General features: G+C 70.0%; 22 protein-coding genes. 16 read left to right on the forward strand and 6 right to left on the reverse strand.

Going from position 1 to position 24,992, the window contains the following annotated elements:
• Positions 1-39: 39 nt before the first annotated feature.
• On the forward strand, positions 40-843 hold the full coding sequence (locus AB0J78_RS22705) for a maleylpyruvate isomerase family mycothiol-dependent enzyme (RefSeq protein ID WP_363792118.1): 804 nt from the start codon (positions 40-42) through the stop codon (positions 841-843).
• Here the strand turns inward: AB0J78_RS22705 and AB0J78_RS22710 are convergent.
• Both AB0J78_RS22710 and AB0J78_RS22715 read right to left on the reverse strand, forming a co-directional pair.
• The gene (locus tag AB0J78_RS22710; protein ID WP_363792292.1) at positions 840-1,154 is read right to left on the reverse strand and encodes an L-rhamnose mutarotase; all 315 of its coding nucleotides are present in this window, start codon (positions 1,152-1,154) and stop codon (positions 840-842) included. The two genes, AB0J78_RS22705 and AB0J78_RS22710, sit on opposite strands and share 4 nt — an antisense overlap.
• Positions 1,154-2,437 (reverse strand): MFS transporter, encoded by a 1,284-nt coding sequence (locus AB0J78_RS22715; protein WP_363792120.1) that lies wholly within the window; start codon positions 2,435-2,437, stop codon positions 1,154-1,156. Before AB0J78_RS22715 ends, AB0J78_RS22710 begins: the two co-directional genes overlap by 1 nt.
• Before the next feature lie 223 nt (positions 2,438-2,660).
• On the opposite strand from AB0J78_RS22715, the gene rhaI reads away from it, so the two are divergent.
• Genes rhaI through AB0J78_RS22730 form a run of 3 tightly spaced genes read left to right on the forward strand, consistent with a single transcriptional unit; the run spans position 2,661 to position 7,376 of the window.
• The gene (gene rhaI / locus AB0J78_RS22720; protein ID WP_363792122.1) at positions 2,661-3,827 is read left to right on the forward strand and encodes an L-rhamnose isomerase; all 1,167 of its coding nucleotides are present in this window, start codon (positions 2,661-2,663) and stop codon (positions 3,825-3,827) included.
• 36 nt (positions 3,828-3,863) lie between these two features.
• Positions 3,864-5,906, forward strand: coding sequence for a bifunctional aldolase/short-chain dehydrogenase (locus AB0J78_RS22725; RefSeq protein ID WP_363792124.1), 2,043 nt, complete (start codon positions 3,864-3,866; stop codon positions 5,904-5,906).
• A 12-nt stretch (positions 5,907-5,918) separates the two neighbouring features.
• Positions 5,919-7,376 (forward strand): rhamnulokinase family protein, encoded by a 1,458-nt coding sequence (locus AB0J78_RS22730; RefSeq protein WP_363792126.1) that lies wholly within the window; start codon positions 5,919-5,921, stop codon positions 7,374-7,376.
• Between the two features lie 72 nt (positions 7,377-7,448).
• Here the strand turns inward: AB0J78_RS22730 and AB0J78_RS22735 are convergent, their stop codons facing one another.
• Both AB0J78_RS22735 and AB0J78_RS22740 read right to left on the reverse strand, forming a co-directional pair.
• The gene (locus AB0J78_RS22735; protein ID WP_363792128.1) at positions 7,449-9,005 is read right to left on the reverse strand and encodes an AMP-binding protein; all 1,557 of its coding nucleotides are present in this window, start codon (positions 9,003-9,005) and stop codon (positions 7,449-7,451) included.
• Positions 9,006-9,095: 90 nt separating this feature from the next.
• A complete protein-coding gene (locus AB0J78_RS22740; RefSeq protein WP_363792130.1) occupies positions 9,096-9,890 on the reverse strand; it encodes a methyltransferase in 795 nt (264 codons plus the stop codon).
• A gap of 49 nt (positions 9,891-9,939) precedes the next feature.
• On the opposite strand from AB0J78_RS22740, the gene AB0J78_RS22745 reads away from it, so the two are divergent.
• The 5 genes from AB0J78_RS22745 (at position 9,940) to AB0J78_RS22765 (ending at position 14,013) form a co-directional block, all read left to right on the forward strand.
• A complete protein-coding gene (locus AB0J78_RS22745) occupies positions 9,940-10,368 on the forward strand; it encodes a protein phosphatase (RefSeq protein WP_363792132.1) in 429 nt (142 codons plus the stop codon).
• A gap of 113 nt (positions 10,369-10,481) precedes the next feature.
• The gene (locus AB0J78_RS22750) at positions 10,482-10,772 is read left to right on the forward strand and encodes a hypothetical protein (RefSeq protein WP_363792134.1); all 291 of its coding nucleotides are present in this window, start codon (positions 10,482-10,484) and stop codon (positions 10,770-10,772) included.
• Positions 10,773-10,888: 116 nt separating this feature from the next.
• Complete coding sequence (locus AB0J78_RS22755; protein WP_363792136.1) at positions 10,889-12,448, forward strand: alkaline phosphatase D family protein; 1,560 nt, start codon at positions 10,889-10,891, stop codon at positions 12,446-12,448.
• Positions 12,449-12,636: 188 nt separating this feature from the next.
• Positions 12,637-13,125: a histidine phosphatase family protein gene (locus AB0J78_RS22760; RefSeq protein WP_363792138.1), complete on the forward strand. Its 489-nt coding sequence runs from the start codon at positions 12,637-12,639 to the stop codon at positions 13,123-13,125.
• 84 nt (positions 13,126-13,209) lie between these two features.
• Positions 13,210-14,013: an acyl-CoA thioesterase domain-containing protein gene (locus AB0J78_RS22765; RefSeq protein WP_363792140.1), complete on the forward strand. Its 804-nt coding sequence runs from the start codon at positions 13,210-13,212 to the stop codon at positions 14,011-14,013.
• A gap of 103 nt (positions 14,014-14,116) precedes the next feature.
• On the opposite strand, the gene AB0J78_RS22770 is transcribed toward AB0J78_RS22765, so the two are convergent.
• Positions 14,117-14,434 (reverse strand): Scr1 family TA system antitoxin-like transcriptional regulator, encoded by a 318-nt coding sequence (locus AB0J78_RS22770; protein ID WP_363792294.1) that lies wholly within the window; start codon positions 14,432-14,434, stop codon positions 14,117-14,119.
• Positions 14,435-14,445: 11 nt separating this feature from the next.
• On the opposite strand from AB0J78_RS22770, the gene AB0J78_RS22775 reads away from it, so the two are divergent.
• From AB0J78_RS22775 to AB0J78_RS22795, 5 genes are all read left to right on the forward strand, one after another.
• The gene (locus tag AB0J78_RS22775) at positions 14,446-15,033 is read left to right on the forward strand and encodes an isochorismatase family protein (RefSeq protein WP_363792142.1); all 588 of its coding nucleotides are present in this window, start codon (positions 14,446-14,448) and stop codon (positions 15,031-15,033) included.
• A gap of 7 nt (positions 15,034-15,040) precedes the next feature.
• Complete coding sequence (locus AB0J78_RS22780) at positions 15,041-15,961, forward strand: DJ-1/PfpI family protein (protein ID WP_363792144.1); 921 nt, start codon at positions 15,041-15,043, stop codon at positions 15,959-15,961.
• A gap of 116 nt (positions 15,962-16,077) precedes the next feature.
• Positions 16,078-16,800 carry an acetoacetate decarboxylase family protein gene (locus tag AB0J78_RS22785; protein ID WP_363792146.1) on the forward strand — a complete coding sequence of 241 codons (723 nt, stop codon included), beginning with the start codon at positions 16,078-16,080 and terminating at the stop codon, positions 16,798-16,800.
• Positions 16,801-16,850: 50 nt separating this feature from the next.
• Positions 16,851-18,458 carry a GMC family oxidoreductase N-terminal domain-containing protein gene (locus AB0J78_RS22790; protein ID WP_363792148.1) on the forward strand — a complete coding sequence of 536 codons (1,608 nt, stop codon included), beginning with the start codon at positions 16,851-16,853 and terminating at the stop codon, positions 18,456-18,458.
• Positions 18,459-18,789: 331 nt separating this feature from the next.
• Positions 18,790-20,331 carry an altronate dehydratase family protein gene (locus AB0J78_RS22795; RefSeq protein WP_363792150.1) on the forward strand — a complete coding sequence of 514 codons (1,542 nt, stop codon included), beginning with the start codon at positions 18,790-18,792 and terminating at the stop codon, positions 20,329-20,331.
• A gap of 81 nt (positions 20,332-20,412) precedes the next feature.
• On the opposite strand, the gene AB0J78_RS22800 is transcribed toward AB0J78_RS22795, so the two are convergent.
• Positions 20,413-21,738, reverse strand: coding sequence for an MFS transporter (locus AB0J78_RS22800; protein ID WP_363792152.1), 1,326 nt, complete (start codon positions 21,736-21,738; stop codon positions 20,413-20,415).
• 254 nt (positions 21,739-21,992) lie between these two features.
• Between AB0J78_RS22800 and AB0J78_RS22805 the strand changes: the two genes are divergently transcribed.
• A complete protein-coding gene (locus tag AB0J78_RS22805; protein ID WP_363792154.1) occupies positions 21,993-24,107 on the forward strand; it encodes an acetate--CoA ligase family protein in 2,115 nt (704 codons plus the stop codon).
• 145 nt (positions 24,108-24,252) lie between these two features.
• Positions 24,253-24,975, forward strand: a complete 723-nt coding sequence (locus AB0J78_RS22810; RefSeq protein ID WP_363792156.1) for a GntR family transcriptional regulator — start codon at positions 24,253-24,255, stop codon at positions 24,973-24,975.
• Positions 24,976-24,992: the final 17 nt, after the last annotated feature.

Consider the following 24,992-nt stretch of genomic DNA (forward strand, 5'->3'; position numbering starts at 1 on the left):
CCGGTTGACCCGACGGGCACGGGGTGCTTGTGTCGGAGCGTGCTGGACAAGGAACGGATCGTGGAAGCGCTCGCCGCCGAGTGGGACGCGCTGGACCGGCTGCTGACCGGGCTCGACGACGCGCAGTGGGAGCAGGGCACGCCGCTGCCGGGCTGGCGGGTACGGGACGTCGCCGCGCACCTCATCGGCACCGAGCTGATGCTCAGCGGTGAGCCGACGCCGGACACCGGCGGGGACGTCGAGTCGTTGCCGCACGTGCACAACGACATCGGCGCCCGCAACGAGCGCTACGTGGCGCACTTCCGGTCGCAGTCCCACGAGGCCGTGCTGGCGAAGTTCCGCGAGGTCACCGCCGCGCGGCTGGCATCGCTGCGGGCGATGTCGGACGAGGAGTTCCACGCACCGGCGATGACCCCGGCCGGTCAGCAGACCTACGCGCGGTTCATGCGGATCCGGGTGTTCGACTGCTGGATGCACGAGCAGGACATCCGGGACGCCGTCGGCCTGCCCGGTGACGAGCAGGGCGCGTGCGCGGAGCTGTCGGTCGACGAGATCACCACGGCCTTGGGCTTCGTCGTCGGCAAGCGCGGTGGCGCACCGGACGGTTCCAGCGTCACCTTCGATCTCGGCTCCCGCGCTCTGCACGTCGCGGTGGACGGCCGGGCGAAGGTCGTCGAGTCGTTGCCCGGGGAGGCCACGGTCCGCGTCACGCTGCCGCTCGGCGTGTTCACCCGGCTCTGCGGCGGTCGCGTCGATCCCGAGAAGGTCTCGTCCTCGGTCTCCTTCGACGGAGACGAGGTGCTCGGCGAGCAGCTCGTCAAGCACCTCGCCTTCACCATCTAGTCGAGGTGGAAGACCTCGTCGATGGGCCGCATCGCCTCGTCCGGCGTGACGGTCTCCTCGAAGAGGTCGCCCATCTGCGCCTGCCAGCGGGTGTTGACGTCCTTCTCCGCCATGGCCGCGCGGGACGCCTCGAAGTCCTCGCACTCCAGGTAGCCGATGAGGGTTCCGTCGGGGCGAAGGAACAGCGAGTAGTTGCGCCAGCCGGTGTCGTGCAGCGCCTGGCGCATCTCCGGCCACACCGCGCGGTGCCGCTCCCGGTACTCGTCGACCTTGTCGGGTTTGACGTGCAGCACGAAGCAGATCCGCTGCATCATCTGGCCCACCCCTGCTCCTGCTCGATCTCCTCCAGCGTCAGACCTTCGGTCTTCGGGCCCCAGATGACGCCGATGACACCGCTGACCACGATGAACGCGGTGAGGATGTAGGCCAGCGTCTGGAACCCGGTGGCCGTGATGATCGGGACGAAGAAGCTCCAGAAGCCGAGCCCGATGCGCACGACGGCGAACATCAGCCCTTGCGCGGTGCTGCGCAGCTTGGTCGGGAACAGCTCACCGGACCAGATCTGGAAGAAGTGCTGGGCACCGAAACCACCGCCGATGCCGATGGCCACGATGTAGCCGAGCGCGGTGCCGAAGTTCAGCGGCAGCACGGCCAGCAGCAGCATGCCGCCCGCCTGGATCACGGTGGACAGCGCCAGCATCAACCGCCGGTTGAACCGGTCGTTGAACGGCATGAACACCAGCACCGTGAACACCGCGACCAGCAGGAAGTACAGGCACTGGAGGCCGACGCTGGCGGCGTCGCTCTGGCTGCCGAACGCCTTGAGCAGGTACGGCGTGTAGAAGCCGTTGGTGCCGGCGAAGAGGTTCCAGATCCCGTACATGCCGATGAGCATCAGCGACAGCCGCAGGCCCTTGCCGGTGAGCAGCGGGCGCAGCGCGGCACCCCACTTCACCGGGCCGGTGTCGGTGGTTTCCTGCTCCCAGCGCGCGGATTCGCCGATGCCGTGCCGCATCCACCAGGTGATCAGCGCGGCGACGAACAGGCTCGCGAACAGCAGCCGCATGCCGAGCATTCCGAGCGGTTGCAGCGCGAGTCCCAGCGCCAGGGTCACGATCGGCCCCAGCGACCACAGGACTTGGGACAGCCCGCCGAGCTTGCCGCGCTTGCGGGCCGGGGAGAACTCGGTGATCAGGCTCCACGAGGCCGGGATATCGGCGCCGACGGCGAGACCGACCAGGATGTAGCCGACGAAGAGCATCCAGGTGTCGAAGGCAAAGATCAGCCACAGCGTGCCGAACATGTACAGCAGCAGGTCGTAGGCGTAGATCTTCTTGCGCCCGTACCGGTCGCAGATGTAGCCGCCGACGAGCGCGCCCACGCCTGCCGAGATGGCGTTGGAGCTCAGCGCGCCGAGCAGTCCGACGGTGCTGTCGGTGAGTCCGTACGCCTGGACCCACACGCTCAGCGCGACAGATCCGGCGACGATGGAGCCCGCGTCGATGTAGCTGGCCATCGCCGCTACGAACGACCATTTCCAGTGCTGTCCTGACGAGGCGTGCTCGCTCTGCCGAACGCCCGCGGATGAAGTCATCGTTGTCCTTCATGCAGCTCATCGAACGTCGTCCGCACCCGGGGCGACGCTTGAAACGTTTTATTTGGCGAGCACACTAGAGAGCGCCTCCACCCCCGTCAAGAGTCCGATCGGACGAGGGCATCTCCCGCAAAACCTCGTCAAGGGAATTGACTCCCGCCAGGCTCGCCGCCTACCGTAGGAACCTGATTTAAACGTTTCAAGCACGCGCACTGGAGCGACGATGGCCGACCGCAAGACCGTCAAGGCGGCGCTGACCGCGCAGCGGATCGAAACCCCCTCCTGGGCCTACGGGAACTCCGGGACGCGGTTCAAGACCTTCCTGCAGGAGGGCATTCCGCGCGACCCGTTCGAGAAGCTCGACGACGCCGCCCAGGTGCACGCCTTCACCGGCATCGCCCCCAGCGTCGCGCTGCACATCCCCTGGGACCGGGTCGACGACTACGCCGCGCTGGGCGCGCACGCCGAATCCCTCGGGTTGGCACTGGGCGCGATCAACCCGAACACCTTCCAGGAGGACGAGTACAAGCTCGGCAGCATCTGCAACCCCGACCCGGCGGTCCGCCGGAAGGCGCAGGCACACCTGCTGGAGTGCGTCGACATCATGGACGTCACCGGTTCCGACGCGCTGAGCCTGTGGTTCGCCGACGGGCTCAACTACCCCGGTCAGGACTCCATCGCCGAGCGCCAGGAGCGCCTGTCGGAGGCCCTGCGAGCGGCCTACGCCCGGTTGGGCGAGGACCAGCGGATGCTGCTGGAGTACAAGTTCTTCGAGCCCGCGTTCTACGCCACCGACGTCCCGGACTGGGGCACCTCCTACGCCCACTGCCTGGACCTCGGCGAGCGCGCGCAGGTGCTGGTCGACACCGGGCATCACGCACCGGGCACCAACATCGAGTTCATCGTGGCGTTCCTGCTCGGGCGCGGTCGGCTGGGCGGCTTCCACTTCAACAGCCGCTTCTACGCCGACGACGACCTGATCGCCGGCGCCGCCGACCCGTTCCAGCTGTTTCGGATCATGCACGAGATCGTGCGCGCCGGTGCCCTGGAGGAGTCGGCGAACGTCGCGTTCATGCTCGACCAGTGCCACAACCTGGAGCCGAAGATCCCGGCCCTGATCCGCTCGGTGCTCAACGTCCAGGAGGCCACCGCGAAGGCCCTGCTGGTGGACGGTGACGCCCTGGCCGGGGCGCAGCGCGAAGGCGACGTCCTCGGCGCCAACGCGGTGCTGATGGACGCCTACAACACCGATGTCCGCCCGCTGCTCGCCGAAGTCCGCGAGGACATGGGCGTCGACCCCGACCCCATCGCCGCCTACCAACGCTCCGGTTACGCGGAGAAGATCATCGCCGGCCGCAAGGACGGCACCCCCGCGGGCTGGGGCGCCTGAGGAATTCCTGTTCCGCTGAGCACGGAGAGGTTTGACATGAGCTCGACGCATCCCGAAGTGGCTGCGCTGCTTGCGCGTTCGCACGAACTGGGCGCGGACCCCCGCAACACCAACTACGCCGGGGGCAACGCCTCGGCCAAGGGCGAGGAGACGGACCCGGTGACCGGCGGTCCGGTTCCGCTGATGTGGGTCAAGGGTTCCGGTGGTGATCTGGGGACGCTGACCGAGGCGGGGTTGGCCGTGCTGCGGCTGGACCGGCTGCGAGCGCTGGTCGACGTCTACCCGGGTGTGGACCGCGAGGACGAGATGGTCGGCGCCTTCGACCACTGCCTGCACGGCAAGGGCGGTGCGGCACCGTCGATCGACACCGCCATGCACGGACTGGTCGAGGCCGCCCACATCGACCACCTGCACCCCGACGCCGGCATCGCGCTGGCCACGGCCGCCGATGGTGAGGCGCTGACCGCGGAGTGCTTCGGCGACCTGGTCGCGTGGGTTCCGTGGCGGCGCCCCGGTTTCCAGCTGGGCCTGGACATCGCCGCGATCAAGGAGGCGAACCCGCGGGCCATCGGCGTGGTCCTGGGCGGCCACGGCATCACCGCGTGGGGTGCGACCAGCGAGGAGTGTGCGCAGAACTCGCTGCACATCATCCGCACCGCGGAGAAGTTCATCGCCGAGCGCGGCAGGCCCGAGCCGTTCGGGCCGGTCATCGAGGGCTTCGAGCCGCTGCCGGAGGAGCAGCGCAGGCGGCGGGCGGCCGAGCTGGGTCCGGTGATCCGCGGCCTGGCCTCCACCGACCGGCCGCAGATCGGCCACTTCGACGACGCACCGGAGGTACTGGAGTTCCTGGCGCGCGAGAACCACCCTCGCCTGGCTGCGCTGGGCACCTCCTGCCCGGACCACTTCCTGCGCACCAAGGTCCGCCCGCTGGTGCTCGACCTCGAGCCCCACGCCGAGTTCGACGAGGTGGTGGCCCGGCTCAAGCAGCTCCACGAGAGCTACCGGGAGGACTACCGCGCCTACTACGACCGGTTCGCCGAGCCCGACTCGCCTGCGATGCGCGGTGCGGATCCGGCGATCGTGCTCGTGCCGGGGATCGGCATGTTCTCCTTCGGCAAGGACGCGCAGACGGCGCGCGTGGCCGCCGAGTTCTACCGCAACGCGATCAACGTGATGCGCGGTGCGGAGGCGATCTCCACCTACCAGCCGATCGACGAGGCGGAGAAGTTCCGCATCGAGTACTGGGCGCTGGAGGAGGCCAAGCTCGCCCGGATGCCCCGGCCCAAGCCGCTGGCGACCCGCGTCGCGCTGGTCACCGGGGCGGGCTCGGGAATCGGGAAGGCCACCGCGCAACGGCTCTCGTCCGAGGGCGCGTGCGTGGTGCTGGCCGATCTCGACCTCGACAACGCCCAGGCGCTGGCCGACGAGCTCGGCGGACCGGACAAGGCCGTCGCGGTGCGCGTCGACGTCACCGACGAGGAGCAGATCGCGGCGGCCTTCCGAGCCGCGGCGCTGGCCTTCGGCGGTGTGGACCTGGTGGTCAACAACGCGGGCCTGTCGATCTCGAAGCCGCTGCTGGAGACGTCGGTCGCCGACTGGGACCTGCAGCACGACGTGATGGCGCGCGGCTCGTTCCTGGCTTCGCGGGAGGCGGCGCGGGTGATGATCGCCCAGGGCATGGGCGGCGACATCGTCTACATCGCCAGCAAGAACTCGGTGTTCGCGGGCCCGAACAACGTCGCCTACGGCGCGACGAAGGCCGACCAGGCGCACCAGGTGCGGCTGCTGGCCGCGGAGCTGGGCGAGCACGGCATCCGGGTCAACGGCGTCAACCCCGACGGTGTGGTGCGCGGGTCGGGCATCTTCGCCGGTGGTTGGGGCGCGCAGCGGGCGAAGGTCTACGGCGTGGAGGAGGAGAAGCTCGGCGAGTTCTACGCCCAGCGCACCATCCTCAAGCGCGAGGTGCTGCCCGAGCACGTGGCAGCGGCGGTGTTCGCGCTGGTGGGCGGGGATCTCACGCACACCACTGGACTGCACGTGCCGGTCGACGCGGGTGTCGCCGCGGCGTTCCTGCGCTGAGGGAGTGCTCGGATGACGACGGAGTCGCCGACGTTCGCGGCGGTGGACCTGGGCGCTTCCAGCGGGCGGGTCGTCCTCGGACGGCTCACCGCCGGGCGGCTGGAGACCACGGAGGTGCACCGGTTCGCCAACGGCCCGGTGCCGCTGCCGGACGGGTTGCACTGGGACGCGGTCGGGCTGTTCCGCGAGGTGCTCGCCGGGCTGCGCAAGGCCGGTGGGCCGGTGTCGGTCGGGGTGGATTCCTGGGCGGTCGACTACGGGCTGCTGGACTCCTCGGGCTCGCTGCTGGGCGAGCCGTTCCACTACCGGGACTCGCGGACCGATTCGGTCGCGGAGTCCTTCGTGGACTCGTTCGGCGCTCCGGAGCTGTTCGCGCGCAACGGTTTGCAGTTCCTGCCGTTCAACACGATCTTCCAGCTCGCCGCATCGAAGGGCGCGGCGCTGGAGGCGGCGGAGGTGCTGCTGCTGATCCCGGACCTGATCGGGTACTGGCTGACCGGGCAGGTGGGGGCGGAGCTGACCAACGCCTCCACCACCGGTCTGCTCGACGCGCGAACGCACGAGTGGTCACCGGAGCTGGCGCGGGCGGCGGGCATCGACCCGTCGCTGCTGCCCCCGCTGCGCAGACCGGGCGACGTCGTGGGCGAGCTGCTGCCGTCGGTGGCCGGGGAGACGGGTTCGACCGGCACGTCGGTGGTGGCGGTCGGTTCGCACGACACCGCCTCGGCGGTGGTCGGGGTTCCCGCCCGGTCGCCGAACTTCGCCTACGTGTGCACCGGCACCTGGTCGTTGACCGGCCTGGAGCTGCCCGCTCCGGTACTCACCGAGGAAGCTCGCCGCGCGAACTTCACCAACGAGCTCGGCATCGACGGCGCGGTCCGCTTCCTGCGCAACATCATGGGCCTGTGGCTGCTCCAGGAGAGCCTCCGAACCTGGGGTCTGACCTCGGAAGACCTGCCCGATCTGCTGGCCGAGGCGGCGCGGGCGGAACCTTTGACGGCGGTCGTCGACGCCGAGGACACCCGGTTCCTGGCGCCCGGCGACATGCCGGGCCGCATCGCCGAAGCCTGCCGCGAGACGGATCAGCCGGTTCCGCAGACGCGAGGGGCTCTGGTCCGCTGCATCCTCGAAAGCCTCGCCCTGGCCCACCGCCGCGCAATTCGCGAGGCCGCCGAACTCTCCGGCCGGGACGTCGACGTCGTCCACCTCGTCGGCGGCGGCGCCCGCAACGAACTGCTCTGCCAGTTCACGGCCGACGCCCTGGGCACCCCGGTCGTGGCGGGCCCGGTCGAAGCCACGGCGACCGGAAACCTCCTCACCCAGGCCAGAGCCGCCGGCCACGTCGCGGACCTGACCGAGGTCCGCCGGATCATCGCCACCTCGCACCGCCTCGACCACTACACCCCGCGAGGAAGCACGGGACCCTGGGACGAAGCCGAAATCCGACTCCCCCGCAGATCAACCCCGTGACCACCCCGAACCCCCGCCGCCCTCCCGGGTGAAGAATTCGAATTTCGCGCGAAATTTGAATTGGGCGCCGGGTCAGGGGTTCTCCAGGAGTGACTTGGCGCGGGCGAGTTCGAGCTTGCCCGTGGGCGTTCTGGGGAGTTCGGGGCGGAAGGTGATCTGGCGGGGGATCTTGTGGCCCGCGAGGGTGCGGCGGGCCCAGGCGTGGAGGTCCGCTGCGGTGAGGTCCGGGGAGGCCGTCGCGACCAGGGCGGCCACGCGTTCGCCCCAGTGGTCGTCGGGGATGCCGATGACGACGCAGTCGGTGACGTCGGGGTGGTCGAGCAGGACCTCCTCGACCTCCGGCGGGTGGACCTTCTCGCCTCCGGTGTTGATCACCCCGGAGCCGCGCCCGAGGAACCGGATCGCGCCGTCGGGTTCGAGCTGCGCCAGGTCACCGGGCACGGAGTGCCGCCGTCCGTCGATGTCGCGGAACGTCGTCGCGGTCTTGGCGCTGTCGTTGTGGTAGCCGAGCGGCATCGGCCCGGAGTAGGCCAGCACACCGGTCTCCCCCGGCTCGACCTCCGCCCCTCCGGGCGTGATGACCCTGGTCCCGGGCACCGGGTGGAACCGCGACGGCAGGTCGCGGACCGAGGAGGTGACCGCGAACGCGAAGGGACCGCCCTCGCTGGAGGCGATCGCGTCGAACACGGTCACCTCGGCGCGCTGGTGCAACGCCCGCTTGAGCTCGTCGCTGAACGCCGTGCCGGAGCTGATCACCGACCGCAGTGATCCCAGATCGTGCGGAGCTCCCGCGCTCTCGGCCTTGCGCAGCTCGTCCACCAGCGGACGTCCGACGGCGTTCCCGGCCAGGATCAGCGTGCTCACCCGCTGCTCGGCGACCCGCCGCCACACGTGCTCGGCGTCGAGCCCGCCCGGCCGCGCGGTCACCACCCGTCCGCCGACGAGCAGCGCGCCCATCGAGTTGAACAGCCCGGTCCCGTGCATCAGCGGGACGACCGGCATCGTGCGCGGCGCCAGGTCTGCGCTGCGCTCGGCGATGCGCACCGCCTCCCCCAGCGTCGCAGGGAGCTCGGGGACTCCCAGCGGCCGGAAGATGGGCACCAGCAACGAGTTCAGCAGGTCCGACAGCTGCCAGATCACGCCCTTGGGCTTGCCGGTCGTGCCGCCGGTGTACATGAACAGCCGGTCGGTGCCGGGACGCGGCTCGGGCGGCCTCGGCGGTGTCGCCGCGAGGAGCTCCTCCAGCGCATCGGTTCCCACGACGAGCCGCATCGGGGGCAGGTTCACGATGTTGGCGGCGAGTTCGGAGCTGAACACCAGTGCTTTCGCGTCGGCGTCGGTGAGCAGCTCGGCGAGTTCGTCCCGCGTGTAGCGGTAGTTGACGTTGACCGGGACGGCCCCGAGCTTGAACGCCGCGAACACCGTCTCCAGGTAGGCGGCGCCGTTGTGGAGGTAGCAGGCGACCTTGTCGCCCGCCCGGACGCCGGATTCGGCCAGCGCACCGGCGAGTCTGGCGGCACGCCGCTCGAACTGGCCGTAGTCGCGGTCGAACCCGGGTTCGGAGATCGCGATCGAGCGGGGCATGCGCTCGGCGATCGCTTCCCACAGCGTTCCGAAGGAGACGTCCACTCCACCGACCTCCTACCAGCGCGCCTGATCAGAGGTTCGTCCCTCGACGGCCCGGCGGGCAACGGGGATGTCGCGCAGCGGAAGCCCGGTTCAGCGCTCCGCGCGGCCGACGAGGTGGAAGAGCCGGCTGAGCCCGCGGTACGGGTCGCGTCGACCGGCTTCGAGCTCGACCTCGGCCGCGGCCCGCAGCTGGTCGGCGTCGTTCGGGTCGAGCGCGGCTCCGCCGAGGTCGAGCCAGTCGACGAACAGCCACACGCCGTACCACTGGACGGGCCGGACGCCGCGCGCGTCGATGAGGTCGCTGATCTCCTCGACAGTGTCGGCGCGGGTCGGCAGTCCGAGCACACCCGTCTCGCGGGTGGCGTCGAACGAGGCGAGGGCGTCGGCCCACCGCCGCTCCAGGGCAGGGCGCACGGCCATCGCCCCGGCGTTGCCGGCCATGATCGACACCAGGCCGCCGGGAGCGGCGCACCGGCAGAGCTGGTCGACCACCGGTTCGGGATCGTCGAGGTAGCCGATCACGCCGTGGCACAGCACGGCGTCGAACCGCTGTCCGCCTACCGCCTGCGAGGCGTTCGCCCCGTCGCCCTCGACGAAGGTGACCCGTCGCCGGGCGTCCTCGGGGAGCTGCTGGAGCCGTTGCCGCGCCTTGTCCAGCATGCCCGTCGAGGAATCCATCAGGACGACCTCGTAACCCGCCCTGGCCAGCGGGAACGACTGGTGTCCCGCACCGGCGCCGACGTCGAGGATCCTCGCCGGTGGCGGCGGCAGGTGCTCCACCAGCTGCCGGTGGACCACGTGGGTGCGCACGCGCCCCTTGACCGAGGCGTACGCCCCGTCGGCGAACTCGTCGGCCAGCCCGGCCCAGGTGTCATCGGCGGTCACATCCCGGAGTATCCCGCGTCGGCCCGCGAAGGTTGGTAGAACTCCTCGCATGGCCGCTTGGGACGCCGACGCACCTGGGGTGCTGACACTTCCGTCGGGACGCCTGGTCCGGGGACGCGGGTTGCGCAGACCGCTCCCCAAAGGCCCGCGCCCGGAGTTCGCGCTGCACCTGCTGGGCCGCCGCCCCACCCCGGTCGAGTGGGATTCCCGCTGGGTGCGCTGGCCGGACTTCCGGCTCCCCGCCGACCGCGCCGACGCCGCCGACGCCCTCCGGGAGGCGTGGCGTCGAGCAGGCGGCGAACGCGTCGAACTCGCCTGTGGCGGAGGCCGCGGGCGCACCGGCACGGCGCTGGCCTGCCTCGCCGTCCTCGACGGCGTCCCGCCCGGTGAAGCCGTGGCCTTCGTCCGCACCCACTACCACCCCGGCGCGGTCGAAACTCCCTGGCAGCGGCGCTACGTCCGCGGTTTCCGCGCCTGAGGCCAGGACTTTCGGCCGGTCCCCGGGCTCCCGGACGCGGCTGACACTGGTGTGGTCGACAGGGTGCCCACCCGGCACTCCGCGATGGGATGGCAGGGGCGGAGACCATGCGAATGCTCATCAGGATCAGGCCGGGCCTGCAGGCGGCCAACACCGCGGTGACCGACGGCTCGATGAAGGTGGCGATGGAACGGGCTCACGAACAGCTCAAGCCCGAGGCTTCCTACTTCCTGCCGCAGGACGGCCAGCGCACGGCGCTGTTCATCTGCGACATCGCCGACGAGTCCCAGCTCGTGTCGATGCTCGACCCGTTCTTCTCCAACCTGGAGGCGAAGATCGACGTCTTTCCCGTGATGAACTTCGACGACCTCCGCGCGGGATTGGACCAGCTGTCCCAGGGCTGAGCCCACCTCTGCCCAGGTCAAGAGTCCGTTCTGAATCCGCCTGGGGTTCGCCAGGACGTCATCTGTGCTCCATAGCGTCAGTCCGGTTTTCCCGAAACTGACCGAACAGGTGGAGCATGACCTCGAACTCCTTCCGCCCCAACCGACGCCAGGTGCTGCTGGCCGGTTCGGCTGCCATCGGCGTTGCGGCGCTGGGCTCTTCCGGGCTGGCCGGTGCCGCCGGTGCCGGTACCGGCCGGATCAGCGCACCGTTCCAGCTGGGCATCGCCTCCGGTGACCCGCTGCCGGACGGCGTGGTGCTGTGGACCCGATTAGCCCCCGAGCCGCTGACCGAGGACGGTTTCGGCGGCATGCCCGACCAGATCGTGCCGGTGCAGTGGCAGGTCGCCACCGACGAGCGGTTCACCGACGTCGTCGCCGAAGGCACCGAGCAGGCCGAGCGCGCATCGGCTCACTCCGTGCACGCCGAGGTGTCCGGACTGCGGCCGGGCGCCGAGTACTTCTACCGCTTCCGCGCCGGCAGCGAGCTCAGCCCGATCGGGCGCACCAAGACCGCCCCGGCGCCGGGCTCGAAGCTGGACAGGTTCTCCTTCGCCTTCGCCAGCTGCCAGAACTACGTCGCCGGGCAGTACACCGCCTACCAGCACATGGCCGAAGAGGACCTGGACCTGGTGGCGTTCCTCGGCGACTACATCTACGAGGGCGGCGACGCGGGCTCGATCGGGCGCCCGCACGTGCCCGCGCACGAGCTCATGAACCTCGCCGACTACCGGACCCGGCTCGGCCAGTACAAGGCGGACCCGTCCCTGCAGGCAGCGCACGCCGCGTTCCCGTGGGCCGTGGTCTTCGACGACCACGAGGTGGAGAACAACTGGGCGGGCGACCTCTCCCAGCCCGACACCGAACCCGACCAGGACCCGGCGGTGTTCCGCGAACGCCGCGCGCAGGCGTTCCAGGCCTACTACGAGCACATGCCGCTGCGGCGCGCGCAGCGGCCGTCGGAATCGGACATCCGCATCCACCGCCGCTTGACCTTCGGCGACCTGGTCGACGTGCACCTGCTGGACACCCGCCAGTACCGCGACGACCAGGAGGTCCCGCCGGAGCAGGTCGCCGACCCGGAGCGCACCCTCCTCGGTGCCGAGCAGCGGAAGTGGCTGCTGGACAACCTCTCCGGCCAGACCGCGCGCTGGAACGTGCTGGCGCAGCAGGTGTTCTTCAGCCAGCGGGACTTCACCGCGGGCGATGCCGACTCGTTCAGCAACGACGCGTGGGACAACTACCCGGCCGAGCGCAACCTGCTCCGCGACCGAATGGCCGGCGTCTCGAACCCGGTGGTGATCACCGGTGACGTGCACGCCAACTACGCCGCCGACATCAAGGCCGACTTCAACGACCCGGCCTCGGCGACGGTCGGCGTGGAGCTGGTGGGCACCTCGATCACCTCCGGCGGCAACGGCTCCGACCAGAACCCGAGCGATTCGGTGCAGCTGCAGGAGAACCCGCACATCAAGTTCATCAACCGCAAGCGCGGGTACGTCCGCAACACCATCACCCACGACTCCTGGACCGCCGACTACCGCGTCGTCGACCAGGTCACCGCCCCCGGCGGTTCTCTCTCGGACCGCGCCACCTTCACCATCCAGGCCGGCAAGCCGGGCCTGATCCAGGGCTGACCGCCTCACCCGTGGAGGGTCGGGACCCCGACCCTCCACAGTGGAACGAGCCGACCCGGGCCCCAACACGCGGCCAACACCGGGTGAAGACCTGCTACCAGCGGAGATCGTGTGCCTTCCGCAGCGCGGAGGCGGGTGGGCGTTGGGTACTGTGGAGCCGATTCAACGGCGAGCTCGTAGGACGTGACATGGCGAACGCGCGGCGGAAGCTGATCTTGGTCCGGCACGCGAAGTCGGCCCACCCGGACGGTGTGGAGGACTTCGAGCGGCCGCTGGCCGAGCGCGGCCGACGCGACGCTCCCGCAGTGGGCCGCTGGCTGCGGGACAACGCCTACGCGATCGAGGCCGTGCGCTGCTCACCGGCCCTGCGCACCCGCCAGACCTGGGAACTCGCCGGGGCGCACATCCCGGCCGAACCGCAGGTCAGCTTCGACGAGCGCATCTACGACGCCACCGCGCACCAGCTGCTCGCGATCGTGCGCGAGATGCCGGTGAACGCGATGACGACCGCGATCATCGGCCACAACCCCGGCCTGGAAGACCTGGTCCACCTGCTCACCGGCGAACCCGTCGAGCTCAAGACCTCCGCGGTGGCCCTGCTCAGCAGCGAACGCGCCTGGTCCGACGCCGACGATTCCTGGACGTGCGCGTCCACCTTCGCCAAGCCTCGCGGCTGACCACGGCACCCGGATCGCCACCACCGCCCGTCCCCGCGCGGCCACCGCGACGGCGTCGCGGGTCCGGCGTTCTAGACTCCGCTCATGGTCGACATCGCTGGTGAGCCGTTCTTCCGCCCCGACGGGAACCTGCTGGTCCCGGCCCCGCACGCGAGCAGCCCGTGGTCGCCGCAGATGATGCACGGGCGGTTGTTCGGCGGCCTGCTGGCGCGCTCGCTGGAGATCGAGCACGGCGCGGAGGACTTCCAGTTCGCCCGGCTGACGGTCGACCTGTTCCGCAGTGCCCAGCTCGAACCGGTCCGCGTCGAGACGCAGCGGGTCCGCGACGGCCGTCGCATCCGGGTCGCCGACGCCACGATCTACTCCGGGGAGAAGGCGGTCGCCCGGGGCAGCGCCGTCCTGCTCCGCCGAGGTGAGCAGCCCCAGGGCGAAGTCCCCACCACTCCGCCGTGGTCTATGCCCACCCCCGCCGAACTCGGCCCGCCCCCGGCCTCGGCGGGCCAGTGGGAACCGCCGTTCAACATCTGGATGCTCGACGAATCCGGTGTCCCGACCGACTGGTCCAACGCGGGCGCCCGCCGAGCATGGCTCCGCGACACCCACGACCTGGTCGAGGGCGAGACCATGACCCCGTTCGTCCGCACGGCCACCGCCGCGGACTTCGCCAGCCCGCTGGCCAACATGCCCAAGGGCGGCGCGCTGGGCTTCATCAACGCCGACTACACGCTCACCCTCAGCCGGATGCCGTCCACGCCCGAGATCGGCATGGAGGCCACCGGCCACCTCAGCCACGACGGCGTGGCCACCGCGTCCACGACGTTCCAGGACGCCGAAGGCCCGTTCGGATACTGCAACGTCACTGCGGTGGCAACCCCACCCCTGGCCTGACCTCGACGTTCAGGGTCAGCTCTCCCGCGTCGAGCAGCCGGGAGCGCTCACCCCTGAACGGTGGATCAGCGCTGACTTCCCATCGAACTCGCCCCTCTCGTCGTCACCAACCCATCTGTTCCGCCGCCTCGGCGAGGAACTCACGTGACTCCACTGGCCCGAGAGCGGCAGCCTGCAACCGACCCCACAAGGCTCCGTACGAGGACACGGCATCGTGGGCGTCGAGGTATCGAGCGTCGTCATGAGATTCGACGTAGACGAATTCCAGCGGCGAACTCACGCCGAATGCGGGAACGTTGAGCAGCGTGAAGCGGTACGCGACCTGCCCCGCGTAGGTGCGAGCATCGAAAGGCAGCAGCGATGACCGGATCGTGCTGTCAAGTGGCGGGATCGTGCCTTCTGCCGAGGCGATTTCCGGCAGAGGATCGTGGCATGAGCAGAGCGCTTCTCGTCATCGATGTCCAGGAGTCCTTCCAGCGGTTGCCGTTGTGGCCGACCATGTCCAACCCCGACATCGCCCAGTCGGTTTCGCGGCTGGTCGACCACGCCCGAGCCGAAGGGGACCTCGTGGTGTGGGTGCTGCACAGCGAGCCCGATTCGGGCGGGGTGTTCGACCCGGTCAACGGGCACCTGCGGCTGCTGGACGGACTCAACCCCGACGAAGGGGAGCCGACCGTGGTCAAGACCTCGCACAACGCCTTCACCAGCACGAATTTGGATCAGATGCTCACGCGGCGAGGCATCCGGGAGCTCGCCGTGTGCGGCATCCGGACCGAGCAGTGCTGCGAGACGACCACCCGGGTCGGCTCCGATCTGGGCTACGACGTCTCGTTCGTCATCGACGCGACGTCGACCAACCCGGTCGCGCACCGGGACGCTCCCGCCGACCTCAGCGTCGAGGACCTGCTGGCCGATCCGCGGACGCTGCGCGCCGAGGAGACCATCGCGCGCACCGAGTACGCGCTGGCCGGCCGGTTCGCCTCGATCCGGACGGTCGCCGAGGTGACCGGGGTAGGCTGACCGGATCGTGAGCCGTGTCGTCTTCCTGCTGCTGCCGAGATTGCACCTGTTGGACCTCGCGGGACCGGCGCAGGTGTTCTCCACCGCTGCCGAGCTCGGGCGCGACTACGAGCTCAGCTACGTCTCCCAGCACGACGAGGTGATCAGCGCGCAGGGACTCCCCCTGCGCGCTGGCACCGCGTGGCCCGAGCTCACCGCCGACGACCTCGTGCTGGTCCCCGGCTCGCGAGTGCCCGAACCACCGCGCTGGCCCCGGCTGCACTCGGCGACCGCGCAGAAGCTGCGCTCCCACCACGCGGCGGGCGGCACGATCGCCAGCGTCTGCTCGGGCGCGGACGTCCTCGGCCAGGCGAAACTCCTCGACGGACGCCGCTGCACCACCCACCACGACCTGCAGGACGAGCTCGCGCGCCGCTACCCGGCGACCTCGGTGGTGCGCGACGTGCTGTTCGTGTCCGACCGAAGGGTCGTGACCTCGGCCGGCATCGCCAGCGGCATCGACCTCGCGCTCCACCTGCTGGCGGGCGAGCACGGCCCCGGCGAAGCGGCGCGGGTGGCCCGGGCGATGGTCGTCTACGCGCGCCGCAACGGCGACGAGCAGCAAGCGAGCGCGATGCTGCGGCACCGCGCGCACCTCGACGACGCCGTGCACCGGGTCCAGGACATCATCGACGCCCGCTTCACCGACGCTCTGCCGCTGAGCGAACTCGCCGCCGCCGTCGGGGTCAGCGAGCGCACCCTCACCCGCTCGTTCACCCAGGCCACCGGGCTGACACCGCTGCGCTACCAGCAGATCCTGCGCTTGGAGCGGGCCGATCACCTGCTCGGCCGGGGTGCCACCGCCGAGTCCGCCGCGCGGGCCGTCGGGCTCGCCGACGCGCGCATGCTGCGCCGCATCCGCACCCGCGAGGCCGCCGCGCGGAGTTGAGCCGCGCGATCGGACCCTTGACTTGTGGACATACACATAACCATTATCTGTATGACTGTCGCTTGGTGATGGTGGTCCGAAGACGTACCCGCACACGAGGAAAGGGCAGGTCAGCGGTGCACGAGAAGCCTCTCACGAACTCCGTGCACGTGGTGCAGGGCGAACGGGTGCACATGCCCGTCGAAGTGCGCGCGGCCACCGGCATCACAGCCCAGTTCCTGGTGCCGGTCGGGCCCGCGCGCGACACGCTCGCCGCCGCCGGGCTCGAACCGGTCACGCCGATCCCGGGACGCGTTCCCGCGACCTTGGGGTTCATCCATTACCTCGACTGCGACCTGGGCGAGTACCACGAGTTCCTGGTGGCCCTGATGTGCAGGCAGCCCGGCGTGCGCGGCTCGACCGGCGTCTTCATCCACTGGCTGCCGGTCGACCAGACCTTCACCTGCGAAGCCGGGCAGAACATCTGGGGGTTCCCCAAGGAGATCTCCACCATCGACGTCAGCACCCGCGGCAAGCGCAACCGCTGCGAGGTGCGGCTGGAGGACCGGCCCGTCGTCGCGATGGAGTTCGGGCGCGGCGTTCCCGCTCCCTCGGCGATGGGCGCGATGACCCTCGACGCCTACACCCACCGCGACGGCGTCCTGCGGCGAACCCCCTGGACGATGCGCGCCGGCGGCACCCGGATGCGTCCCGGCGGTGCGCGGGTCGAACTCGGCGACCACCCGATCAGCGACGACCTGCGGCGACTCGGATTCCCGCGGAAGGCCCTGTTCACCAACCACATCGGCGTGCTGACCATGCGGTTCGCCGACGCGACCACCATTTCCAGCCGGTCGTGATCACGCGCACCGGAGCAGTCAACGGCGACGACTGGAGAAGTTGAACGAAGATGAGCGATGCCGATTACATCGTCGTGGGCGCGGGCAGCGCCGGATCCGTCGTGGCCAGCAGGCTGGCCGAACGCGGCGCGAACGTGCTCCTGCTGGAAGCCGGGCGCAAGGACGACCTCCCCACCGTCACCGTGCCCGGCATGATCTCCGTGCTGCACGTCGTGCCGCAGCTGAAGAAGCAGGTGACCTGGAAGCAGTACTCGACACCGCAGAAGCACGCCCACGAACGCGAGATCCCGATGACCAGGGGCAAGGTCCTCGGCGGGTCGAGCTCGGTCAACGGCATGCTGTTCGTGCGCGGCAACAAGGACAACTACGACTCGTGGGCCGCGGAGGGCTGCGAGGGCTGGAGCTACCAGGACGTCTTACCCGCCTTCAAGCGCCTGGAGAACTGGGAGGAGGGCGCCAGCGACGTGCGCGGCGCGGGCGGCCCGATCGAGGTCACGCGGCAGAAGGACGTCACCCCGGCCGGCGAGCAGTTCATGGCCGCGGCGCAGGAAACCCTCGGCGTGCCGCGGATCGACGACTACAACGGCGAGTCGCAGGAAGGCGTGAGCGTCTTCCAGCAGAGCGCGAGCAAGGGCCGCCGCTACAGCTCCTCGCGCGGCTACCTGACCAACCGCGAGCTGCCGTCGCTGCGCGTGCGCACCCACGTGCACGTCGCGCGCGTGATCATCGAGAACGGCCGCGCGACCGGCGTGGAGGTCATCGACACCAAGAGCGGCCGGAAGGAGACGCTGCGCGCCTCCAACGGAGTGGTGGTCTCCGCAGGCGTGGTCGGATCGCCGCAGATCCTGATGCTCTCCGGTGTCGGCCCGGCCGGTCACCTCAAGGAGAAGGGCATCGAGGTCGAGGCGGACCTGCCGGTGGGCCAGAACCTGCACGACCACCTGTTCGTGCCCATGACGTTCGTGACCAAGAAGGCCCTGCACCGCTCCACCGCGACCTACATGGCCTCCGGAATGCTCAAGGAAGCCCTCGGCAAGCGCGGTGAGTCCTGGCTGGGCAGAACGCTCTTCGAGACCGTCGGTTTCGTCAAGACCTCACGCGCCAAGGGCGACGTGCCGGACATGCAGATCCACACCATCCCGTGGAGCTACCCGACGCCCAACCAGGACGAGGACAAGCTCTACCGGACCGACACACGCCCGGCGATGACGATCTTCCCGACGCTGATCTACCCGGAGAGCCGCGGCGAGGTCCGGCTGGCCTCGACCGATCCGACGGCCTCACCGGTGATCGACCCCGGTTATCTCAGCGAACCGGCCGACACCGAGTTCCTCATCGAGGCGATGGGCATGATCCGGGAGATCATGGCGAACAAGACCATCGCCGCGGACGTCACCGAGGAGCTCAGCCCCGGCCCGAAGTACTTCGACGAGACCGCGCTGCGGCGCGAGCTGCCGACCCGGATCCACTCCGTCTACCACCCGGTCGGCACCTGCCGGATGGGCGTGGACGAGCGAGCGGTCGTCGACCCCCAGCTGCGCGTGCGAGGCGTCGACGGCCTCTGGGTCGCGGACGCCTCGATCATGCCCAGCATCACCGGAGGCAACACCAACGCCCCCTCCTACATGATCGGCGAAATGTGCGCCTCCCTCATCTGACCCCCACCTCGCACGCCAAAACCACGAGCTCACCTCGGTCACCCACCGCACCCTGAGTCCGTGGTCGACCCGGAATACCGCCGTAATCCGCCACCCGATTACTGCGGTGTTCCGGGTACCACCCCGATCACGGCGGTGATCAGGACGCGGAATACCGCGGTAATCGGGTCACCACCTCGGGCGCGGGAGGGAGTCGGCTCGGGTCTGGAGCTGTCGTCGGCTTGTTCGGGGCGTGAGAATCGGGTCATCGCGTTGCGCGGTGACACCGGGCGTTCGCACGTTTAGCATCCGGTTCACCACTACGAAGTGACTTCACATTTCTGAAGCGAGGGTGATCGGGTTGTCGTCGCCGACCTTGGACCAGTTGGGTTTCCGCCTGCACGAGGAGGACTCCGTCCTCATCGCCCGGCAGGACATCGAGCCCGGCACCTACTCCGGACTCGAGATCACGAACACGGTGCCGAGCGGGCACAAGGTCGCCACCACCGCCATCGCGGAGGGAGCGGCGGTGCGCAAGTACGGGCAGATCATCGGGTTCGCCTCCCGCGACATCGCCGCCGGTGAACACGTGCACACCCACAACGTCGCCTACCAGGAGTTCCAGCGCGAACACGCCTTCGGTGCCGACGTCACCACCACCGAGTACGTGCCCGAGGACCAGCGCGCCACGTTCCAGGGCTTCGTGCGGCCCGACGGCCGGGTCGGCACCCGCAACTACCTCGCGGTGCTGACCTCGGTGAACTGCTCGGCGACGGCGGCGAAGATGATCGCCCGCCGCGTCGAGGCGTCCGGGATCCTCGACGACTACCCGAACGTCGACGGCATCTGCCCGCTCACCCACACCCTCGGCTGCGGGCACAGCGGACGCGGCAACGAGGGCTTCGAGGTCCTGCGCCGGGCGCTGCAGGGCTACGCCGGCCACCCCAACATCGCCGGACTCCTGGTGCTGGGGCTGGGCTGCGAGGTCAACCAGGTCAGGGCGCTGACCGAGGACCTGAAGCTGCCCGACGACATGCCCGTGCACGCGATGACCATCCAGGAGTTCGGCGGCACCAAGAAGACCGTCGCCGAGGGCGTCCGGCGCATCGAGGAGATGCTGCCGATCGCCAACTCGCACCAGCGGCAGACAGTCGGCGCCGACAAGCTGGTGCTGGCCATGGAGTGCGGCGGCTCGGACGCCTACTCCGGCATCACCGCCAACCCGGCGCTCGGAGCGGCGGCGGACCTGCTGATCCGCCACGGCGGCACGGCGGTGTTCGGCGAGACGACCGAGATCTACGGTGCCGAGCACCTGCTCACCCGCCGCGCGGTCAGCCGCGAGGTCGGCGAGAAGCTGGTGAACCGGATCGACTGGTGGGAGAAGCACGTCCAGGTCGACGGCAGCTCGATCAACAACAACCCCTCCCCCGGCAACAAGGCGGGCGGGCTGACCACGATCCTGGAGAAGTCGCTCGGCGCGGCCGCCAAGGGCGGCACCACCAACCTCGTCGACGTCCTGCAGTACGCGGAACCGATCACCGACCGCGGCCTGATGTTCATGGACACCCCCGGCTACGACCCGGTCAACGCCACCGGGCTGATCGCGGGCGGAGCGCAGCTGCTGTGCTTCACCACCGGGCGCGGTTCGGCGTTCGGCTGCAAGCCGGCGCCGAGCATCAAGCTGGCCACCAATACGCCGCTGTACGAGCGGATGACCGACGACATGGACATCAACTGCGGTGTCATCGCCGACGGCGAGAGGACGGTGGCGCAGATGGGCGAGGAGATCTTCCAGCACATCCTGCGCGTCGCCTCGGGCGAGGAGACCAAGAGCGAGGAACTCGGCTACGGCGAGGAGGAATTCGTCCCCTGGCACCTCTCGACCGTGCTCTGAGGGAGGCGCGGACGTCTCGATCAACGTGAGAGCGGTTCCGCCGAACCCGGGTTCGGCGGAACCGCTCATCATCCCCCTCGATCAGACCGCTACGGCCTCGCGGCGCGGGACGTCCAGGTCCCAGCGGTGGCGGTGCAGGAGCACCGGCACCTGCTCACCGCGCTGCGCGGCGGCGAAGACCTCGGCGCGAGCGCGCCGCCACCAGACCCAGGTGCGCGAGGCGCCGAAGATCAGCAGCGCGACCAGGGCCAGCATCGCCACCCGGTACTCCGAACCGCCGGGCATGAACTCGAACAGGTCGAGCACCAGACCCACGGTCAGCACGCCCAGCGCCGTGGCCGAGTGCCCACCCGCGTTGGCCACACCGGTGGCGGTGCCGACCTGGCGCAGCGAGTTGTAGTCGCGCACCAGGGCGAAGGCCACCGAGGACACCGGACCGCCGATGGCGAAGATCAGGAACGCCACCGCGATCACCGCCAGCGGCGGGCTGCCCTGCGGCCAGGTCAGCAGCGCGCACCACGCCAGCGCGTTGAGGCTGAGATAGCCCATGACCAGCCACATCCGGCACTCCGGCCGCTTGCCGATGAGCGCTCCGACCAGCGGGCCGCCCACGACCTGACCGATGATCAGCAGGCTCAGCAGCACGCTCGCCGTGGAGGCGGCCACGCCGAGCCCGTCGACCAGGTACGGGAAGCCCCACAGCAGGGTCAGCGCACCCGAGACGAACATGGTGCAGAAGTGCGTCCAGAACGCCAGCCGCGTTCCCGGCACCGACCAGGCGTCCCGCACCTGGGCCAGCACCGCTCCCCCGCTCTTGGGAGCCGAGGCCTTCGGCGTGGTGTCACGCACGACCGAGACCGTCACCGCCGCGTAGGCCATCGTCAGCGCGCCGACCAGCAGGAACGTCCCGGTCCAGCCGATCGCGCGCAGCGCCGCGGCCAGCGGGAACGTGGCCGCGACACCACCCAGCGCCCCCAGAGCGCTGGAGATGGTGGCCACCAGCGCGTAGCGCCGCGCCGAGAAGTGCGCCGCCACCAGGCGCAGAATGCTCACCCACATCAACGCATCGCCCAGGCCCAGCACGCCGCGCGCGGCCAGTCCCATCGCGTACGTGTCGGCCAGCGCGAACAGCGCCTGGCCGGTTCCCAGCAACAACACCGCCGTGGTGATCACCCGGCGTGCGCCGAAGCGATCCACCAGCAAACCGGTGGGAATCTGCATGCCGGCGTAGATGCCGACCTGCAGCACCGTGAACGCGCTGAGCGCGGCCGGTCCGACGTCGAACCGATCGAGCGCCTGCGTCCCGGCAACCCCCAAGCTGCCCCTGTGAAATACCGCGGCGAGGTAGGCGACCACCGCCACGCTCCAGATCCACCATGCCCGACTCTCCGGTCGGTCGGCAGCCACGAATGCCCTCCCATGTTCTTCATGTCAACAACGCCCTGCGAACGCTTACTCATCCGTTACATCGTTTCGCGGGGGCTCGGGGTTAGCGATCTCGCGAGTGGACTGCACCACATGCTCCACAGTGGATGGACGTCGATCCGAGTCTTGGCCCAGGAGCGAAGCTCGCCTAGCCTCGAACCCGGTGCCCGCGACGCGGCGGGCCGCGACGCATCGAAAACACCGGCGCGCCAACGCGCCAGGTGGGATGGAGCGCGATGGACGGCAACACGGCCCCGCATCCGGCGATCCACCGCATGTTGCACCCGAGGTCGATCGCGGTCCTCGGCGCTTCGAACAACCCGGTCAAGCTCTCCGGCCGCGCGATCGCGCTGATGAAGCGCTTCGGCTACGCGGGCAGGCTGCTGCCGATCAACCCGGTGCGCGCGCGGGTGCAGGGGATTCCCGCCCACCCCCGGCTGGCCGACGTCGACGGCGAGATCGACCTCGCGATGATCATGCTTCCCGCCGACCAGGTCGTCGACGCTCTCCGGGACTGCGCCGATCGGGGGATTCCGGCGGCGATCGTGGGCGCGGCGGGATTCGCCGAGCTCGACGAGCAGGGAGCGCGACTTCAGCACCAGCTCAGCGAGGTCGTCTCCGAGACCGGCATCCGGGTGCTCGGGCCGAACTGCCTGGGCATGTTCAGCCTGCGCGACAAGGCGATGCCGACGTTCACCTCGGCGATGGACGGGGACTTCCAGCTGCGCGAGGGGCCGTTGGCGTTCGTCAGCCAGAGTGGCGCGTTCGGCACCTTCATCTTCTCCGCGGCGCAGCACGCCGGGATCGGCATCTCGCACTTCCTCAACACCGGCAACGAAGCCGACCTGTCGGTCGCCGAGCTGCTGGGCGGGCTGGTCGAGCTCGACGAGGTCCGGGTGCTGATGGCCTACCTGGAAGGCGTGCACGACGGCCGGGAACTGCTGACCGTGGCCCGGCGAGCGCACGAGCTGGACAAACCGGTCCTGGCGGTCAAGGTCGGGCGGTCGGACGCCGGTGCCAGGGCTGCGGCGTCGCACACCGCCTCGCTGGCCGGTGAGGACGCGGTCTTCGACGGCGTCGTGCGGCAGTTCGGCGTGGTGCGGGTGGACGGGATGGAGGAGCTGCTCGACGCGGGGATGATCTTCGCCGACGGACGCAGGGCCCGGGGCAGGCGTCTGACCACGCTGTCGCTGTCCGGCGGCGCCGGGGTGCTGATGGCCGACGCCGCCGCCCGCCACGGCTTGGACGTCCTCCCCTGGGAGTCCGAGTGGCAGCGCCGGATGGCCGAGGTGCTCCCCGCGTTCGGTTCGCCGCGCAACCCGGTGGACCTCACCGCGAACCTGATCAGCGACCCGGCGATGCTGCGGCACGCCCTGGAGATCGCGGTGGAGCACCCGGGCTCGGACATGATCGCGGTGCTGCTGGGCAATTCCGACCACGTCGCGGAGGAGCTCATCGGCGCCGTCGAGCACGCCCACCGCGCCACGGACCGACCGCTGATCGTGGTGTGGACCGGCGGCAGCGGACGTCCCCGGGAGTGGCTGCGGGAGCTGGGGATTCCGTGCTTCACCGACCCCGGACGCGCGGCCGCAGCGCTGGGCGCGCTGGCCGGGTACAGCCTGCGCCCCGCTCCACCGAGCTCGCGGCGGCCGCACGACATCGACAGCAGGGCCGTGCGCGCCATCCTGTGCGAAGCCCGCGATCACGGGCGCGAGCAGCTCGACGAGCACGAGTCCAGCAGGCTCATCGCGGCCTACGGGGTGCCGTGCGCGGGCGCCTTCCCGGCCAAGGACCCGCAGGGCGCGGTCGCCGCCGCGCGCGACCTGGGGATACCGGTGGCGGTGAAGATCCTCTCGCGCAGCATCGGCCACAAGTCCGACATCGGTGGCGTGCGGCTGGGACTGCGCACCGACGCCGAGGTCCAGTCGGCCGCCGAGGACCTCCTGCGGCTGGATCCGGGGGCCAGGCTGCTCGTGCAGCGGATGTCGTCCGGCACCGAGCTGATCGTCGGCATCAAGCACGACCCCGCGTTCGGCCCGGTCGTGGTCGTCGGGCTCGGCGGTGTCCTGGTGGAGGTCCTCGCCGACAGCCAGGTGGGCGTGGCACCGCTGGACGCCGCCTCGGCAAAACGACTCCTGCTGTCCCTGCGCGGCAGCGAGGTCCTCGCGGGCGTCCGGGGCCATGCCCCGCGCGATCTCGACGCGGCGGCCGACGCCATCGCCAGGCTCTCCTGGCTGGCCCACGACCTCGCCGACGACCTCGTCGAACTCGACGTCAACCCGCTGCTGCTCGACGAGCACGGCGCCATCGCAGTCGACTGCCTCGCGGTGCTGAGCAGCCCGAACTCCTAGCCCGACCACCCTCTGCGCACTCGGCGTCCGGATCGCCGAGTGCGCCCGTTCGCGTTGCGGTCGCGTCCTGTCAACGTCGGGTTACAGCTTTTGACCGCTCGAATTTTCTATTGACCGGTCAATTGCGCGGAGCTAGATTCCGTCCATGACAACCCCGGCGTACCTGCGCATCCGCACCGAACTGGAGCAGCGGATCCGCTCGGGTGCGCTGCTGCCCGGTAGCAAGCTCCCCACCGAGGCGGAGCTGCGCGAGCAGTACTCGGTCAGCCGTGCCACCGCTCAGCGGGTGCTGACCGAACTGGCCCAGGCCGGGCTGGTGGAACGACACCGTCGGCGCGGCACGTTCGTCGCCGAAGGGGCGCGGCAGGAGAACCTGCTGCGCCTGGTCAACCCCGCGCTGCAGGGCCCGGAGATCCCCGGGCGGCACGCGGTGGACTCCGCTGCGGTCATCCCGGCGCGCGACGCCGACGTCGAGATGCCCGGGGTGGAGGACGACGCGCCGGTGGTCCAGCTGCGCCGGCTCAAGTTCGACGTCGACGACAACCCGATCGCCATCGAACTGTCCGCGGTCCCCTTCTCGCTGGCACCACGACTGCTCGACGAGGACTTGGCACACCTGACCGTGCACGACTACTTCTCCCGCAACGGCGTCCCCGCGGCCAAGTCCCGCGTCTACATCGACCCGGTGCTGCTCGACGACGACACCGCGTCCCGGCTGCACCTCACCTCCGGCCAAGCCGTGATCCGGCTGCGCCGGCTGACGTGGCTCATCGACGGCAAGCTCGCCGAAGCCATGTGGCACATCATCCGTCCCGACCTCGTCGAGTTCTTCATCGAGCACAGCGTCCTGTCCACGCAGGACCGCTGATTCCCCTTCACCCCTGA

Source organism: Saccharopolyspora sp. NPDC049426, from assembly GCF_040676935.1.
Lineage (GTDB): Bacteria > Actinomycetota > Actinomycetes > Mycobacteriales > Pseudonocardiaceae > Saccharopolyspora.

What these genes read in the sequence shown, in the direction of transcription:
- AB0J78_RS22710 (WP_363792292.1), bottom strand. Translation starts at nt 1,154, where the DNA reads ATGCAGCGGATCTGCTTCGTGCTGCACGTCAAACCCGACAAGGTCGAC.
- AB0J78_RS22715 (WP_363792120.1), bottom strand. Translation starts at nt 2,437, where the DNA reads ATGACTTCATCCGCGGGCGTTCGGCAGAGCGAGCACGCCTCGTCAGGA.
- rhaI (WP_363792122.1), top strand. Translation starts at nt 2,661, where the DNA reads ATGGCCGACCGCAAGACCGTCAAGGCGGCGCTGACCGCGCAGCGGATC.
- AB0J78_RS22725 (WP_363792124.1), top strand. Translation starts at nt 3,864, where the DNA reads ATGAGCTCGACGCATCCCGAAGTGGCTGCGCTGCTTGCGCGTTCGCAC.
- AB0J78_RS22730 (WP_363792126.1), top strand. Translation starts at nt 5,919, where the DNA reads ATGACGACGGAGTCGCCGACGTTCGCGGCGGTGGACCTGGGCGCTTCC.
- AB0J78_RS22745 (WP_363792132.1), top strand. Translation starts at nt 9,940, where the DNA reads ATGGCCGCTTGGGACGCCGACGCACCTGGGGTGCTGACACTTCCGTCG.
- AB0J78_RS22750 (WP_363792134.1), top strand. Translation starts at nt 10,482, where the DNA reads ATGCTCATCAGGATCAGGCCGGGCCTGCAGGCGGCCAACACCGCGGTG.
- AB0J78_RS22755 (WP_363792136.1), top strand. Translation starts at nt 10,889, where the DNA reads ATGACCTCGAACTCCTTCCGCCCCAACCGACGCCAGGTGCTGCTGGCC.
- AB0J78_RS22760 (WP_363792138.1), top strand. Translation starts at nt 12,637, where the DNA reads ATGGCGAACGCGCGGCGGAAGCTGATCTTGGTCCGGCACGCGAAGTCG.
- AB0J78_RS22765 (WP_363792140.1), top strand. Translation starts at nt 13,210, where the DNA reads ATGGTCGACATCGCTGGTGAGCCGTTCTTCCGCCCCGACGGGAACCTG.
- AB0J78_RS22775 (WP_363792142.1), top strand. Translation starts at nt 14,446, where the DNA reads ATGAGCAGAGCGCTTCTCGTCATCGATGTCCAGGAGTCCTTCCAGCGG.
- AB0J78_RS22790 (WP_363792148.1), top strand. Translation starts at nt 16,851, where the DNA reads ATGAGCGATGCCGATTACATCGTCGTGGGCGCGGGCAGCGCCGGATCC.
- AB0J78_RS22805 (WP_363792154.1), top strand. Translation starts at nt 21,993, where the DNA reads ATGGACGGCAACACGGCCCCGCATCCGGCGATCCACCGCATGTTGCAC.
- AB0J78_RS22810 (WP_363792156.1), top strand. Translation starts at nt 24,253, where the DNA reads ATGACAACCCCGGCGTACCTGCGCATCCGCACCGAACTGGAGCAGCGG.